Genomic DNA, 15,995 nt, shown 5'->3' on the forward strand with positions numbered 1-15,995 from the left:
TTTTCATGGGCCTTAAAAAGTTTCTTGAAGACATCGAGCATCATTTTGAGCCAGGTGGTAAACACGAGAAGTGGTTTGCGCTTTACGAAGCAGCAGCTACAGTGTTCTACACGCCAGGTCTTATCACAAAGAAAAGATCACACGTTCGTGATAGCGTTGATTTAAAACGTATCATGATCATGGTTTGGTTCGCGGTATTCCCAGCAATGTTCTGGGGTATGTACAACGCGGGTGGCCAAGCTATCGCTGCACTTAACCATATGTACGCAGGCGCTGAATTAGTTTCTGTTATCGATGGTAACTGGCACTACTGGCTAACCGAAATGCTTGGAGCCTCCTTAGGGCCCGATGCAGGTGTTGGCAGCAAGATGCTACTTGGTGCGACATACTTCCTACCTATCTACGCAACGGTATTTATCGTTGGTGGTTTCTGGGAAGTTCTGTTCTGTATGGTGCGTAAGCACGAAGTAAATGAAGGTTTCTTTGTTACTTCTATCTTATTTGCGCTTATCGTTCCGCCAACTCTTCCTCTATGGCAAGCAGCACTAGGTATTACCTTCGGTGTTGTTGTAGCGAAAGAGATCTTCGGTGGTACGGGTCGTAACTTCCTGAACCCTGCACTTGCTGGCCGTGCGTTCCTATTCTTTGCATACCCTGCACAGATTTCAGGTGACGTAGTTTGGACTGCTGCAGATGGTTTCTCTGGTGCAACTGCTCTTAGCCAATGGGCTCAAGGCGGTGGTAGCGCACTAATGAACGTAACATCTGGTGAAGCAATCACTTGGATGGACGCATTCATTGGTAACATCCCAGGTTCTATCGGTGAAGTATCGACTCTAGCACTTATGATTGGTGCAGCGATGATCGTTTACATGCGTATCGCTTCATGGCGCATCATTGCTGGTGTAATGATCGGTATGATTGCTGTGTCTACGCTGTTCAACGTGATCGGTTCTGATACTAACGCAATGTTCAGCATGCCTTGGCACTGGCACCTAGTTCTAGGTGGCTTCGCGTTCGGTATGTTCTTCATGGCGACAGACCCAGTATCAGCTTCATTTACCAATAAAGGTAAGTGGTGGTACGGCATCCTAATCGGCGCAATGTGTGTAATGATTCGTGTAGTTAACCCTGCATACCCAGAAGGCATGATGCTTGCGATTCTATTCGCAAACCTATTTGCTCCTCTGTTTGACCACGTTGTAATCGAGAAGAACATTAAGCGGAGACTAGCGCGCTATGGCAAGTAATAACGATAGCATTAAAAAGACGCTGTTTGTTGTTATCGCATTGAGCCTAGTGTGCTCAATCATCGTTTCAACAGCTGCAGTTGTTCTTAAACCTAAGCAGCAAGCTAACGCAGTTCTGGATCAGCAAACTAAGATCCTTGAAGTTGCGGGTATTGAGCTTGCAGGTGATATTCCAGCACTGTACGCAGAGAACATCGAACCTCGTCTAGTTGATTTCGCTACTGGCGATTTCGTTGACGGCGATGCTGCTGCATACGACCAACGTAAAGCGGCAAAAGATCCTGCTGAGTCAATTAAGCTTTCAGCTGAAGATGACATCGCTAAGATCATTCGTCGTGCTAACACGGGTACTGTATACCTTGTGAAAGATGGCGCTGAAACTTCTAAAGTTATCATCCCTGTTCACGGTAACGGCCTATGGTCAATGATGTACGCATTCGTTGCGGTAGAAACTGATGGCAACACAGTTTCTGGTATCACTTACTACGAGCAAGGTGAAACTCCTGGACTTGGTGGTGAAGTTGAGAACCCAACTTGGCGCGCTCAATTCGTTGGTAAGAAATTATTCGACGAAAACCACAAGCCTGCTATTCAGGTTGTTAAAGGTGGCGCTCCTCAAGGTTCTGAGCACGGTGTAGATGGCCTTTCTGGTGCAACACTGACTAGCGTTGGTGTTCAACATACATTTGACTTCTGGTTAGGTGATATGGGCTTTGGTCCGTTCCTAGCAAAAGTTCGTGACGGAGGTCTGAACTAATGTCTAGTGCAAAAGAAATTAAAAAGAGCATCTTAGCGCCTGTGTTGGATAACAACCCAATCGCGCTACAGGTTCTTGGTGTGTGTTCTGCTCTTGCGGTAACCACTAAGCTAGAAACAGCATTTGTTATGACTATTGCGGTAATGTTCGTTACTGCTCTGTCTAACTTCTTCGTTTCTTTAATCCGTAACCACATTCCTAACAGTGTGCGTATCATCGTTCAGATGGCAATTATCGCATCATTAGTAATCGTGGTAGACCAAGTGCTTAAAGCATACCTATACGATATATCTAAACAGCTATCTGTATTCGTTGGCCTAATCATTACTAACTGTATTGTAATGGGTCGTGCTGAAGCATTCGCAATGAAGTCTGCTCCAATCCCATCGTTCATCGATGGTCTTGGTAACGGTCTTGGTTACGGTTTCGTTCTTATCACTGTTGGTTTCTTCCGTGAGCTTCTAGGCTCTGGCAAACTATTTGGTATGGAAGTACTACCTCTAGTGAGCAACGGTGGTTGGTATCAGCCAAACGGCTTGATGCTTCTAGCACCTTCAGCATTCTTCCTAATTGGTTTCTTGATTTGGGCAATTCGTGTGTTCAAACCAGAACAAGTAGAAGCGAAGGGGTAAGGTAGTCATGGAACATTATATTAGTCTGCTAGTTAAATCGATTTTCATCGAAAACATGGCGCTTTCTTTCTTCCTAGGTATGTGTACATTCCTAGCGGTTTCTAAGAAAGTTAAAACTTCTTTTGGTCTTGGTGTTGCGGTAGTTGTAGTACTTACAATCGCTGTTCCTGTAAACAACCTTGTTTACACACACATCCTAAAAGAAAATGCACTTGTTGCCGGTGTCGATTTAAGTTTCCTTAACTTCATCGCATTCATCGGTGTTATCGCTGCACTTGTACAAATCCTAGAGATGGTTCTAGACCGTTTCTTCCCACCTTTGTACAACGCACTAGGTATCTTCCTTCCTCTGATCACAGTTAACTGTGCAATCTTTGGTGGTGTATCTTTCATGGTAACTCGTGACTACAACTTTGCTGAATCTGTTGTTTACGGCTTCGGTTCTGGTGTGGGTTGGATGTTAGCTATCGTTGCTCTTGCGGGTATCCGTGAGAAGATGAAGTACTCTGACGTACCTCCAGGTCTACGTGGCCTTGGTATCACGTTCATTACTGTTGGTTTGATGGCGTTAGGCTTTATGTCTTTCTCTGGTGTTCAACTGTAGGGTAAGCACCCAGTAATAAGGAATAACAAATGCAAAGCATTATTCTTGGCGTAGCGATGTTTACCATTATTGTATTGGCTCTAGTATTAGTGATTCTTTTCGCTAAATCTAAGCTAGTACCATCAGGTGACATCACTATTGCTGTAAACGGCGACCCTGAGAAGGCGATCGTTACTCAACCTGGTAGTAAGCTACTTGGTGCTCTTGCTGGTGCAGGCATCTTCGTATCTTCTGCTTGTGGTGGCGGTGGCTCTTGTGGTCAGTGTCGTGTAAAAGTTAAGTCTGGCGGTGGCGATATTCTACCAACAGAACTTGATCACATCACAAAAGGCGAAGCTCGTGAAGGCGAACGTCTTGCATGTCAAGTTGCTATGAAAACTGACATGGAGATTGAGCTAGACGAAGACATCTTTGGTGTTAAGAAGTGGGAATGTACCGTTATCTCTAACGATAACGAAGCTACTTTCATCAAAGAGTTAGCACTTGCTATCCCTGAAGGCGAAGAAGTACCTTTCCGTGCCGGTGGTTACATTCAGATTGAAGCTGAACCACATCACGTGAAATACGCAGATTACGATATTCCTGACGAATACCGTGGTGACTGGGATAAGTTCAACTTGTTCCGTTACGAGTCTATCGTTAAAGAGCATTCGATCCGTGCTTACTCTATGGCTTCATACCCAGAAGAGAAAGGCATCATCAAGCTTAACGTGCGTATCGCAACTCCGCCGCCAAACAATCCTGATGTAGCTCCTGGTGTGATGTCTTCATACATCTGGTCTCTTAAAGAAGGCGACAAATGTACTATTTCTGGTCCATTTGGTGAGTTCTTTGCTAAAGACACAGACAATGAAATGGTATTCATCGGTGGTGGTGCAGGTATGGCGCCAATGCGTTCACATATCTTCGACCAACTTAAGCGTCTTAACTCTACTCGTAAGATGTCTTACTGGTACGGTGCACGTTCTAAGCGTGAGATGTTCTACATTGAAGACTTCGACGGCCTAGCGGCTGCAAACGCAAACTTCGTGTGGCACTGTGCACTGTCTGATCCTCAACCTGAGGACAACTGGGACGGTTACACTGGTTTCATCCACAACGTATTGTACGAAAACTACCTGAAGGATCATGAAGCTCCTGAAGACTGTGAGTACTACATGTGTGGTCCACCAATGATGAACGCGGCTGTTATCGGCATGCTGAAAGATCTTGGTGTAGAAGATGAAAACATCCTACTAGATGACTTCGGTGGTTAATCCATTTAAGTGATTGATATTATGGCTGACTCCTACGAGTCAGCCATTTGTTTTTCTAAAGCTCGTTTTGACAACATACTGGCTTATATAAGAAAGAGTAAGGTATTTTTAAGACCTATATTTACTCTTATTTTTCCTTATATAAATCCTCAACATTAGACAGGAGTAAGCAAGTGAGAATTTGGCTTGTTGCATTAACTTCTTTGATTTTTCTTGCTGGCTGTGAAAAGCCGATTGAGCAAGTGCATTTAAGTGGCCCAACGATGGGTACTAGCTACAATATTAAATACATCAATGGTGATGAGTTCCCTGAGTCTAAAGAGATTCACACCGAGATTGATCGCTTACTTGAAGAAGTAAATGATCAGATGTCGACTTACCGTGAAGACTCAGAGTTAAGCCGTTTTAATCAGCACAAAGGTGCAGACGCATTTGAAGTTTCTGAGCAAACTGCGATTGTAGTGAAAGAAGCGATTCGTTTGAACGGTCTTACTGAAGGTGCGCTGGATGTTACCGTTGGTCCTTTAGTGAACTTGTGGGGTTTTGGCCCTGAAGCACGTCCAGAGGTTGTTCCAACAGACGAAGAGCTTGCTGCTCGTAAAGCGAAAGTGGGTATCCATCACCTAAGCATTGAAGGCAACAAACTGACCAAGGATCTACCGAACCTGTATGTCGATCTTTCGACAATTGCAAAAGGTTGGGGTGTTGATGTTGTCGCTGACTACCTTGATTCGATTGGCATTCACAACTATATGGTTGAAATTGGTGGTGAAATTCGCTTGAAAGGTCTAAACCGTGACAATGTGGGTTGGCGCATAGCGATTGAGAAACCAAGTGTAGAAGAGCGTACTATTCAAGAGATCATCGAACCGGGTGATATGGCGATTGCAACCTCTGGTGACTATCGTAACTATTTCGAGCGTGATGGTGTTCGTTACTCACACATCATCAACCCAGAAACAGGTAAACCTCTTCATCACAAAGTGGTTTCAGTGACTGTTTTAAACCCGTCTTCAATGACTGCAGACGGTTTATCTACAGGCCTTATGGTCTTAGGTGAAGTAAGAGGAATGGAAATCGCTAACCAGCATAACATCCCAGCGTTTATGGTGGTTAAAACAGCAGATGGCTTTGAAGAAATTGCTTCAGAAGCATTTAAGCCATACTTAGGTAAATAAGGTAAGCGAGAGAATTATGAATACATTTCTGATTACATTTGGTGTTTTTCTTGCCGTGATCACAGCAATGTCGATTGGCTATATTGTCCAAAAGAAAGTTGTGAAGGGTAGTTGTGGTGGTTTAGGTGCTGTCGGTATCGACAAAGTCTGTAATTGCCCAGAACCTTGTGATGCGCGTAAAAAGCGCGAAGCACGCGAAGCTTACCGCGTTGAGAAACTGGCTGAGCGTCAAGAAAAAGAAGCGGCTTGGAGTAAAGATCGTATCGCTTAATCGGTGATAACGGTTGATGCTAGTTTTCCTTAATTAGTCTTTAACTAATGGGTTGTCTAGCTCTCTAAACGCAAAGAGCTCAAGGGATTACCTTGAGCTCTTTTTGTTTCTATAGACTTAAACGCTAAAAGTGAAACGCCTATAAGCCTGTCTATAAAGGGTTTAGCTGTTATATCTGTCTATCTATATAACTACCTATGAACCCTTATTGCGAGTGCATACAAGCTGGTTTCTACCTTGTTCCTTGGCCGTATAAAGCAGTTCGTCGGCAGCTTTTATCTGTTCATCTAACTTGCCGTCTAAATCAGTGACACCAATACTGATGCTGACTTTAATACTTTGGGATTCATGAATCACTTCATGCTCTTCTATTGCCACTCTCATCGATTCTAGGTTATCAACGAAGCTTTCAAACGACCCACACGACTGAATACAAAACTCTTCACCGCCGAAACGAACGGCCACATCATCGTTGAAGTGATCCTTAATGATGCCGCCCACAGCAACCAGTACCGCATCGCCACCATCATGGCCGAAGGTATCGTTCACTTTCTTAAAGAAGTCGATATCCATCATCGCGATATTTCGTTCTTCACAGCCTTTGCATGGTTGATTGAACAAATAGCGACGGTTCCATAGCCCCGTGAGTGCATCTTCATTGGCATGACGAAACAGTTCATTGGTCGCTTCCTTCATATCGAGAAGCTGGTGAATACGGCAGAAAAATTCTTCTTGGTTAAATGGCTTATAGAGGAAGTCGTTGGCGCCCGCTTTAAGGAAGCGCGCAGTCATAGTGCGATCGTCGCTACCTGATAGACCAAGAATAGCGAGTTGGTTGCGGTCGTGGTTTACTCGAATGTCACGGGTCATCGAAATACCATCTTTTTTCGGCATGTCATGATCGGTAACGACAAACGTGATATCAGGATCCTTGCTGAGAAGCTCTAGTGCTTGTTCGCCATCTTTCGCTTGAATCGTTTGAATATATTGATGTTCGAGGAGCTGAACGACATATCGGCGAACCACAGCTGAATCATCAACCACCAAGGCTTTATGGTGGCGATTATTCGAGATTCGATTAACCAGAGGAAGTAAGTAACTGACCGATGACATACTGTCTTTAAGGATGTAATCAAGCACACCTTTGGCGAGAACCTGTTCTCGAAGTGTGTTGTTGAACATACCGGTTAGTACAATGATTTTTTGTTGGTAGCCGAGTACCAAATCAATGATTTCACCATCTTGACCATCGGGTAGGCAGTAATCTAATACAGCACACAAGAAATCCGTCTCTTGCTCTAAGATCGCTTTCGCTTCCTCAATTGATTCTGCGAGTGCGACTTCATAGCCACTGTTTTTTAATTGCTGGTATAGATAGTTTCGGAATGCTCGACTGTCCTCCACCACTAGTATTTTTTCACTCAAAAGCTATCCCTACTTATAGACTAAATACTCCTTACAATACTATCAGAAGAGTGGACTGCTGTTGAAGTGAAACCTCTTGTGCTGGACACGAGATCATTTTAAATCGAGGAATAATTGATTACACTGTTCATAGATACAGTTGTAAGGTTGAGTTATTCCTAAATGTGCAGTGCAGGCCAAGATAAAATCAGAAAAATAATCCATGTCGATATGGATTGTTTTTACGCAGCTGTAGAAATGCGCGATAACCCGGCTTACCGAAATCGACCACTTGCGGTTGGCGGTCATGAAAAACAACGAGGTGTCTTGAGTACCTGTAATTACGAAGCTCGCAAGTTTGGTATTCGTTCTGCGATGCCAACGGGGAAAGCGCTACAGCTTTGTCCTAACTTATTAGTGGTTCCGGGAAGAATGCAGGTTTATGTTGAGATATCTAAAAAGATCCGAGAAATTTTTTCTCGATACACATCATTGATTGAACCTCTTTCTCTGGATGAAGCATTTCTTGATGTGACTGAATCAAAGTTGTGTCACGGTTCTGCGACACTGATTGCCGAGTCAATTCGCCGTGATATTTGGAACGAGTTAAATCTCACGGCTTCAGCCGGTGTCGCTCCGATAAAATTCTTGGCTAAAGTGGCTTCGGATATGAATAAGCCCAATGGGCAATTTGTTATCCCTCCGCAAGATGTACAAGCTGTAATTGATGATTTACCACTCGAAAAAATCCCAGGCGTTGGCAAGGTCAGCATTGAAAAGCTCCATCTAGCGGGATTCTTTACATGCAAGGACATCAAAGGGGCAGACTATCGAGACTTGCTTCTGAAGTTTGGTCGACAAGGTGCATCGTTGTGGAAACGAAGCCATGGTATCGATGAAAGAGAAGTTATCATAGAACGCGAGCGTAAATCCGTAGGCGTTGAGCGCACGTTTACTCAAAACATTTCAACTTATGCTGAGTGCTGGCAGGTGATAGAAGACAAGCTGTTCCCTGAACTTGAAATGCGTTTAGAAAAAGCCAGCCCAAGTAAAGCAATCATCAAACAGGGCATTAAACTCAAGTTTGCCGATTTCCAACAAACGACCATAGAACACATACATGCTTCATTGGATCGAGAACACTTCAAAGAACTATTGAGTGAGATCTTAAAAAGACAACAAGGGCGAGAGATACGCCTACTCGGTTTGAGTGTGATGTTACAACCCAAAGAACAAGTGAAGCAGCTAAATTTAGCGTTATAAGGCTACTAAAGCTGTGATCTTCAACCAATTGACATTAGGGTTAAAATTGACAGCGCTCTTTACTAGAGCGCCATCTGAAAGCTTTATTGGTTATAGGTCTGGAGAGATTCGGTTGATAAGTTAAATCGTCTAGATATCTATCGTTTGTTAGTTTGGTCTATGTTGAAAAAAGCCAAGACTTCTTTTAAATCAGAAGTTCTTTGAGATATTACTATATTGGCTTCTTGGGTGTGCTGTGCGCTAGTCACACTATTTTTTACGGTGGTATTGATTCCTTCAATACGTTCGGTGATATCTTGAGTTACAATTCTTTGTTCCTCTGATGCTGAAGATACCATTGTGTTCATTTCCGAAATCTCCATAACTTGCTGCCTAATATCAGTAAATGCTTGTGATAGCTCAAGCATCATCTCTTGTGAGCGATGAACTAGAGCTGTGTTGGACGACATGTATTCATCAGCTTTTCTTGATTGGGATTGCAGTTGAGTAATGATATTTTTGATATCAACAGTAGAAACTTGAGTTCTTTTTGCTAAAGATCTGACTTCATCTGCAACCACAGAAAAGCCTCTTCCATGCTCTCCTGCTCGAGCAGCTTCAATAGCCGCATTGAGGGCGAGTAAGTTAGTTTGTTCTGATATTGAATTTATAACTTCCACTACGGAGTTTATATGTTCAGAGTGTTCTCTTAACTCATTGACGATTATGGCTGATTCAGCCATAGCCGAACTCACATTATTATTTATATTGTCGGCTTCGTTGATGACCTGCGCGCTGTTTTCTATGACTTGCATTGTTGCTTTTGCCATCCTATCTGCATGTGCAGCATTATCAGACACGCTAGAAGCTGCGGCAGAAAGTTCTGTTGCGGCGGTTGCGACTTGCTCTACATTATTGAAACCAGAACTAGCGTTGTTGTTGGTGTCATCAATTAACTGTTCAATTCTAGTTTGTTGTACAGCCAAGTCGGACATCTTTACGCTAGACTGATTCACAATATGAGAGATACTTTCTTGTAAACTTTGTAACGATGCCTGAACTTGATCTAGTTCGTTGTTACTGTTGTTAGCTTTTAGTGGGGTAAACTGACCAATAGACATTTTTTCAAGTGTAGATACCATGATTGGCAGATTACGAAGTTGTCTTCTAATAGCCACATAAACGGTGATCATTAACAAAACTCCGATACAAATAAATAACCCTATGATTCCAGTCATTAGGCTCTTGTTCATAGCGTCTTCATGGCTTTGATTTGTCCATGCAAAAAGGTCGTAACTTTCGGTAAGAGGTTGTTTTGATACTGTGTAAGGTTCGTTAGATCCATCCGCAGTGTATAGATATGGATCTTTAGTTAATGTTTTGAAGTTCGGTCTTAATTCATAGATGTTTTTGTTTACCCAGCCTGTTTCTCTGGTTGCCGCATCGGCCATTACGATTTCACCATCCTTTGTCGTAATGGCAAACTCAACACCAAATTCGGGCATCAATTCGGATAACGTAATATCGACGCCGAATACACCAACCAATTGTCCATTTCTTTTGATAGGAGCAGACACAGAAATGACCCGTTCACCTGTATTACTGATGTAAGGCGCTGATACGTAGCTAGGGTATCCCTTTGCCGATATAGCGAGGAACCATTCTCTCTGTTTTTCGAGGACATTAAAGTTGTCAACCCAGCCTTTAGAGAGTGCACTAAATGGTGTGCCGTTGATATCTGCGAAGTAGACATCGATGAATGCAGGGTTCGCAGAATGAACCCTATTCAATACTCGAAGCATTCGAGATTCATCAAAAGGAGCATTGATCCCATAATAAGGTAGCAAGAAAGCAAATTGCTGGATCATTGATTTGGCATCTTCTAAATTCGACTCAAAAGTTTGAGAGACGACGCTAACCACTTCATCGTTGTTTACCTGAATATTTTCCCATTTCCAGTTATTTAAGTAGTGGTTTGCGGACGCTAAAGCGAGCAAGAACAAACCGAGCATAACTGTAAGAAAAGAAAGGGATATCTTCTTGACCATTCTATGGATCCTTTAATACTAGAGGGAGCATTTATTTGATTTTTTGAGCTGGCCGATTGTTAACCAAATCCAAAGGATGTCTAGTTTTTAAAGGTTATTGATTGTTTTTGAGATATTTAATGGAATTAATGATTAAGGTAAAGAACGAGAAGATATAAAGGCAGTGATGTTCTATCTTATTTAAGCGATTAATCTAAAATCAGCTAGATTTATGCAAACCTAACTGACTTTTTGGTACAAGCGGTGTGTTTTAGCGTTATTATCTTGGTAATCGTTTTACCAATGCTAGGGTTTCACTGAACGGTTGTTGCTCTAACTTTCCGTACCCTGACATTTTGCTGGCTTTTAATTTGGTAGAAAGCGGTGTCGCGATTCCACATAAAAAGCGAGTAATGGCTTCATCGGTAATCAGTTGTTGGCTATTGGATATGAATTCTTGAATCCAAGCGACGACGATCTCTTCATCTATAGGTTCAGCTTTCACGCTTGGTAGTGTGGCAATTTCACCTCGGCATACTGAGCAGTGACCACAGTTTTTGGGTGCCTTATCATCGGCGAAGTAACTCGCAAGGCGTGAACTTAGGCAGGTATCAGCCTCAAAGAAGCTCAGCATTTGGTTAAGACGGTTTATTTCACTGTTCTCTTTTGTTTTAAACAACTCAGTTAAACGTTCTGATAATTGCATCATATCTTCAGACGTATTGTGGATCGCGTAAACATCAGTGATCTGCTTACTTTCCAATTCAATCCAGCCTTGTTCATTGAAGTAGTCGATAGCGGTAACAACACGTTGACGATCGGCTTGGAAGTGTGTCCAAAGCGCATCGAAGTCGACTTGGCACCAGACTCTTGCTTGTGGTGAGCATTGGAAAATAGCCTCTACGAAGTGTCGGCGCTCTCCTTGGAACTGCTCTGTGATCTGCTGTTTCGGACGAATGAACTTAAATTTGTAGTCAGCGAAGTAGCTGTATTTAGGCTCTATCACGCCTTCAATTTCGAGATAAACCAACAGTGTTTTTAGCGGAAGTTGACGAATGTTAGATTCACGCGATAGTTGGTTGAGCATGATCTCCCATTGGTTTGCACCAGAAGCCCCAATGTTTTGGTTTTCGTAGATCTCTTTTAAGACAGCTTGGATCGAGATGTTGTCTGGCGTATCACCAAATACGAAGTTCTCTAGCGTACTGAGGCCATACTTGTTGGCGAGAAGAATACATGCTGAAGGTTGACCATCTCGGCCTGCTCTGCCGATCTCTTGCGAGTAATTCTCTATCGATTTTGGCAAGTCGAAGTGAATCACACGGCGAATGTTTGACTTGTCGACGCCCATCCCGAAAGCAATCGTCGCCACGATACAATGCACGTCATCATTCATGAATTGATGTTGAATGGCATCTCTATTTTCTGGTTTAAGCCCTGCATGGTAAGCGACTGCGTTGATTCCAGCATTGCGCAGTTGCTGAGCCACCATCTCAGCCGTTTGTTGAAGGGTGACGTAAACGATGGTCGGAGCTTGAGGCGCTTGATTGGCGACTGAGCACAGCGTCTCTAGCTTACTCGTTTGTTCACAAGGCTGAATCGACAGATCGAGGTTTTGACGATAGAAACCAGTAACAACAACGCGTTGCTCATCGATATCAAACTTAGACTTCATGTCTTGGATAACTGAGGTTGTTGCGGTTGCAGTCAGTAGTAACACCTGTGGGATATTCAACTGTTTTTGGTATTGAGGCAACTTGAGATAATCGGGTCTAAAGTTGTGTCCCCATTCAGAAATACAGTGCGCCTCATCGACCACAAGCAGCGAGATTGGAACCTGAGAAATGAACTGGCGAAAGCGTTCGTTCTTCAAACGCTCGACGGAGATCATCAGAATTTTTGTGTCTCCGTTTCGCACAGACTGCATCACCTGTTGAGTAGTTTGTCTGTCTTGACTAGATTCTATCGCAGCGGCGCTGACCCCTTTACTGTGTAAGAAGCTTAATTGGTCTTTCATTAAGGCTAACAGTGGAGAAATAACCAAAGTTAAATGAGGTAACTCTAACGCGGGTAATTGGTAGCACAGCGATTTACCTGAGCCCGTCGGGAATATGGCCGCGGTAGAGTGACCGGATAGAACATTATCAATGACTTGCTTTTGCCCATTACGCAGTGAATCGAATCCGAATACTTGTTTTAGCTTCTGCTCAATCATTTATGTTCTACCTGAGTTATTAAGTGTCGTATTGATGCTAAAGCGTTCGCCTATCTATGATCGCGCCGCTTGATGAATCAAATGTCTTGCACCTGATTGTACCTAATTCTATTCTGTAGCTCCTATAGAAAAGCACTCCAAAAGTATGAATAAGTCTGAGCTTCGACAAATAATTTTAGAGCAACTAGAATCACGGCTACGCATCGCACAATCTGCGACTCAGCGAGCTATTGATGCTGCGACCGATGAAGAGACCGTGCCAGAGCACAAATACGATACCTTGGCGTTAGAAGCCTCATATCTTGCCCATGGACAAGCGATGCGAGTTCAAGAGTGCGAAGATGACATCCAGTGTTACCGAAACCTCGTCTTACGAGACAGTGAAAGAATCACCGTCAGCAGCTATGTTGTGGTAATTGACGAACATGATGAATATAAACACTTTTTCCTTGGTCCTAAAGTCGGAGGGCTTTCTGTTACGTGGAACGAAAATGAGATTGCCATCGTCACGGCGAATGCACCATTTGGTCAGGCTCTAATGGGCAAAGAAGTCGGTGATGAAATTGAGTTTAGGGTTGCTGATAAACAGTTTTGCTATGAAGTAGTATCGATTGACTGAATGACAGGCTTATAAATATAAACGTTTTTCTGACAAAGAAGCATAAACTAGCGGTATAGTCATTGGGCAGATTGATGAGAGGGTGTTATGAAAAAAAGCGTATTAATTGCATCATTAACAGTGGCTACCGCTGTTGTGAGCCTGCCAACTTTTGCAGCTCAGTGTCGAGTTGATTTGAAAAATGAACTACGAATTGACGAGCAGAAAGTCGAAATCCATCAAGTAAACGGTGACACGGCTATTCTTGATGACAACAACGATCTTTATATTCATGGTGAAAAGGTCGCACTTGATGCCGACCAACAAGCGGCAATTGAAAAATACCGTGACAGCATGAATGAGTATTTACCGCGCGCAAAACAAATGGCGAATGACAGCTTAGCCTTGGCGAATGATGTTATTGATGACATCGCTGCCAGCCTAGATTCTCCAGAGTCGTTTGATAATGTAAAAGAATCAATGAAAACGTACTTTGCTGAATTAGAGGCTCGTTACTATAAAGATGGCGAGTTAGTCCTGCCGGCTGATAGTTTCGATTCGATGGCGAACGGTTGGTCTGAAGATTTCGAAAAGGCTAAGGAGATCTTTAACCAAGAGTTTACCTCAAGTGCCTTTAATGCGATGTCGGAAAAGATGAAGCAAGACGGCGGCCTAAATTTGACCGAAATGGCTGATAGCATGGCTGAATTAAAGCTTAAAGTTGAAGAGCGAATGAAAGAACACTCTCAACAAGTACAAGAGGAAGCGAATGAGTTCTGTGATTCTCTAGATGAGATGGCAGAGCAAGAGCAAGAGCTGCATAAAATCATTCCGAACCTAAAAGACTACCAAGTATTTACTATCTAGCTTGAGTTTCAGATTCGTCAGAAGAGCACCGATTGGTGCTCTTTTTTTATGGGTTAAATAAGCTAACGATTAATTAAGGAATACCTTTGAATAGTCTGATCAATCGTTGTATTGATTTTATGTGGTCAGTTAGTCTGGGTAATTGTTAATAGTTTGGTCTTAAATACTAAATAGATTGTAAAAATAAGATAATTGTTCATTTATTGGTTGTGCCTATCATTGCTTTTGATTACTGTACTTCTCAACTAGTTCACTGATTTTTATGCGGGCAATATGGACCAACAATCTTCCTCTTCAAGAGAGCACTTTAGTTCTCGTTTGGGTTTTATTTTAGCAGCGGCGGGTGCGGCTGTTGGCTTAGGGAATATTTGGGGTTTCCCAACCCAAGTTGCCAGTAACGGCGGTGGTGCTTTTCTGCTTGTTTACCTAATCATGATCTTCGTGGTTGCTTTCCCGATGCTGGTGGTTGAGATGGCGATTGGCCGTCACGGTCAAGCGAACCCTGTCGATAGTATGCGTTCTTTGACTTCGAACCCTTTAGGTAAGAAAGTCGGTGAATTTGTCGGTTGGATTGGCTTAAGTGTCCCTAGCGCCGTGTTGGCCTTTTATAGCATTGTCGGCGGTTGGTTGATTTGCTTCCTTTTTGGCGCGGTTGCTGACCTGATTGGCTTAGAGTTCATCGCCGATTGGTTCAAAGGCTTCAGTGTTGAGCGAAACGTGTTTGGTACCGTGCTCTTCTATGTACTGACTATCCTGATTGTTCAAGGTGGTGTGAAACAGGGTATCGAGAAGTGGTCTACTCGCTTAATGCCAGCGTTGTTCATTTTGTTTGGTTTACTGTTTGTTTACATCATGACGCAAGCGGGCGCGATAGAAGGCCTGAAGCATTACTTGGTTCCAGACTTTGAGAAAGTGTGGGATAGAAAACTGATTCTAGCGGCAATGGGACAAGGCTTCTTCTCGCTAACCATTGGTGGTTGCTCTATGTTGGTTTACGGTTCTTACTTAAGCAAGAAAGAGAACCTACCAAAAATGGCGATGAACGTAACCTTGGTTGATACCGCTGTCGCTTTTATTGCTGGCTTAGTGGTTATGCCTGCCATGTTTGTTGCAATGCAAAAGGGTGTACAAATCTACGCTGAAGATGGCTCACTATTGAGCTCTGATACGCTTGTATTTACGGTTCTGCCTTTGATGTTTGATAGCTTAGGCGTACTTGGTCAGATCTTCGCAATTGTCTTCTTCTTGTTGCTAACGATTGCTGCCCTTACTTCTTCAATTTCGATGCTAGAAGGGCCTGTAGCGCTAGTGAGTGAGCGTTTCAATACAAGACGAACACCAACGAGTTGGGTAATTGGTGGTGCTATTGCACTGTTCAGTGTGGTGATTGTTTACAACTTTGCTGCGATGTTTGGCATGGTTGCGATGATAGCAACTCAGTATCTTCAACCGGTCGCAGCATTGATGTTCTGCCTATTTGGTGGCTGGGTATGGAGCCGAGCTTCAAAAGTGAAAGAGCTTGAACAGGGCTGCCCTGACTTTCAGCTTGGTTGGTTTGGTAAAGTGTGGCCAATGTATGTGAAGTTCGTGTGTCCAGTATTGGTGGCAACAGTTATCTGGGCTTCACTTGGTTAGCAGACCATTTAGCATCTAGATGATTAGACTTTGAATTCAAGGCCACTCTTAATGAGTGG

At 43.2% G+C, this 15,995-nt stretch carries 14 protein-coding genes; 11 read left to right on the forward strand and 3 right to left on the reverse strand.

Annotated elements, in window-relative coordinates; translation table 11 throughout:
- Positions 1-5 precede the first annotated feature (5 nt).
- The 7 genes from BCT49_RS19035 to nqrM all read left to right on the forward strand — a co-directional run bounded on the left by BCT49_RS19035 (position 6) and on the right by nqrM (position 5,948).
- Positions 6-1,250: an NADH:ubiquinone reductase (Na(+)-transporting) subunit B gene (locus tag BCT49_RS19035; protein ID WP_102437465.1), complete on the forward strand. Its 1,245-nt coding sequence runs from the start codon at positions 6-8 to the stop codon at positions 1,248-1,250.
- A complete protein-coding gene (locus BCT49_RS19040; protein WP_102437467.1) occupies positions 1,240-2,007 on the forward strand; it encodes a Na(+)-translocating NADH-quinone reductase subunit C in 768 nt (255 codons plus the stop codon). Before BCT49_RS19035 ends, BCT49_RS19040 begins: the two co-directional genes overlap by 11 nt.
- Entirely contained in the window at positions 2,007-2,639 is a 633-nt protein-coding gene (locus BCT49_RS19045) for an NADH:ubiquinone reductase (Na(+)-transporting) subunit D (RefSeq protein ID WP_004735210.1), read from the forward strand. Before BCT49_RS19040 ends, BCT49_RS19045 begins: the two co-directional genes overlap by 1 nt.
- 7 nt (positions 2,640-2,646) lie before the next feature.
- Positions 2,647-3,243 carry an NADH:ubiquinone reductase (Na(+)-transporting) subunit E gene (gene nqrE, locus BCT49_RS19050; RefSeq protein WP_004735211.1) on the forward strand — a complete coding sequence of 199 codons (597 nt, stop codon included), beginning with the start codon at positions 2,647-2,649 and terminating at the stop codon, positions 3,241-3,243.
- A gap of 29 nt (positions 3,244-3,272) precedes the next feature.
- Positions 3,273-4,499, forward strand: a complete 1,227-nt coding sequence (gene nqrF, locus BCT49_RS19055) for an NADH:ubiquinone reductase (Na(+)-transporting) subunit F (protein ID WP_102437469.1) — start codon at positions 3,273-3,275, stop codon at positions 4,497-4,499.
- Positions 4,500-4,672: 173 nt separating this feature from the next.
- The gene (locus BCT49_RS19060; RefSeq protein ID WP_102437471.1) at positions 4,673-5,677 is read left to right on the forward strand and encodes an FAD:protein FMN transferase; all 1,005 of its coding nucleotides are present in this window, start codon (positions 4,673-4,675) and stop codon (positions 5,675-5,677) included.
- Positions 5,678-5,693: 16 nt separating this feature from the next.
- Positions 5,694-5,948 carry a (Na+)-NQR maturation NqrM gene (nqrM, locus tag BCT49_RS19065; protein ID WP_017104444.1) on the forward strand — a complete coding sequence of 85 codons (255 nt, stop codon included), beginning with the start codon at positions 5,694-5,696 and terminating at the stop codon, positions 5,946-5,948.
- A 195-nt stretch (positions 5,949-6,143) separates the two neighbouring features.
- Here the strand turns inward: nqrM and BCT49_RS19070 are convergent, their stop codons facing one another.
- A complete protein-coding gene (locus tag BCT49_RS19070; RefSeq protein WP_102437473.1) occupies positions 6,144-7,373 on the reverse strand; it encodes a GGDEF domain-containing response regulator in 1,230 nt (409 codons plus the stop codon).
- 162 nt (positions 7,374-7,535) lie between these two features.
- Between BCT49_RS19070 and dinB the strand changes: the two genes are divergently transcribed.
- Complete coding sequence (gene dinB, locus BCT49_RS19075; protein WP_102437475.1) at positions 7,536-8,615, forward strand: DNA polymerase IV; 1,080 nt, start codon at positions 7,536-7,538, stop codon at positions 8,613-8,615.
- Between the two features lie 137 nt (positions 8,616-8,752).
- Here dinB and BCT49_RS19080 read toward each other — a convergent pair whose 3' ends face one another.
- Complete coding sequence (locus tag BCT49_RS19080; RefSeq protein ID WP_102437477.1) at positions 8,753-10,642, reverse strand: methyl-accepting chemotaxis protein; 1,890 nt, start codon at positions 10,640-10,642, stop codon at positions 8,753-8,755.
- 259 nt (positions 10,643-10,901) lie between these two features.
- Complete coding sequence (locus BCT49_RS19085) at positions 10,902-12,836, reverse strand: RecQ family ATP-dependent DNA helicase (protein ID WP_102437479.1); 1,935 nt, start codon at positions 12,834-12,836, stop codon at positions 10,902-10,904.
- A 145-nt stretch (positions 12,837-12,981) separates the two neighbouring features.
- Between BCT49_RS19085 and BCT49_RS19090 the strand changes: the two genes are divergently transcribed.
- From BCT49_RS19090 to BCT49_RS19100, 3 genes are all read left to right on the forward strand, one after another.
- Positions 12,982-13,455 (forward strand): GreA/GreB family elongation factor, encoded by a 474-nt coding sequence (locus tag BCT49_RS19090; RefSeq protein WP_102437481.1) that lies wholly within the window; start codon positions 12,982-12,984, stop codon positions 13,453-13,455.
- An 87-nt stretch (positions 13,456-13,542) separates the two neighbouring features.
- Positions 13,543-14,301 (forward strand): YggN family protein, encoded by a 759-nt coding sequence (locus BCT49_RS19095; protein WP_102437483.1) that lies wholly within the window; start codon positions 13,543-13,545, stop codon positions 14,299-14,301.
- Positions 14,302-14,574: 273 nt separating this feature from the next.
- Positions 14,575-15,936 carry a sodium-dependent transporter gene (locus BCT49_RS19100; RefSeq protein ID WP_102437485.1) on the forward strand — a complete coding sequence of 454 codons (1,362 nt, stop codon included), beginning with the start codon at positions 14,575-14,577 and terminating at the stop codon, positions 15,934-15,936.
- Positions 15,937-15,995 lie beyond the last annotated feature (59 nt).

Source organism: Vibrio lentus (assembly GCF_002875945.1).
GTDB classification, from domain to species: Bacteria; Pseudomonadota; Gammaproteobacteria; order Enterobacterales; family Vibrionaceae; genus Vibrio; species Vibrio apostichopi.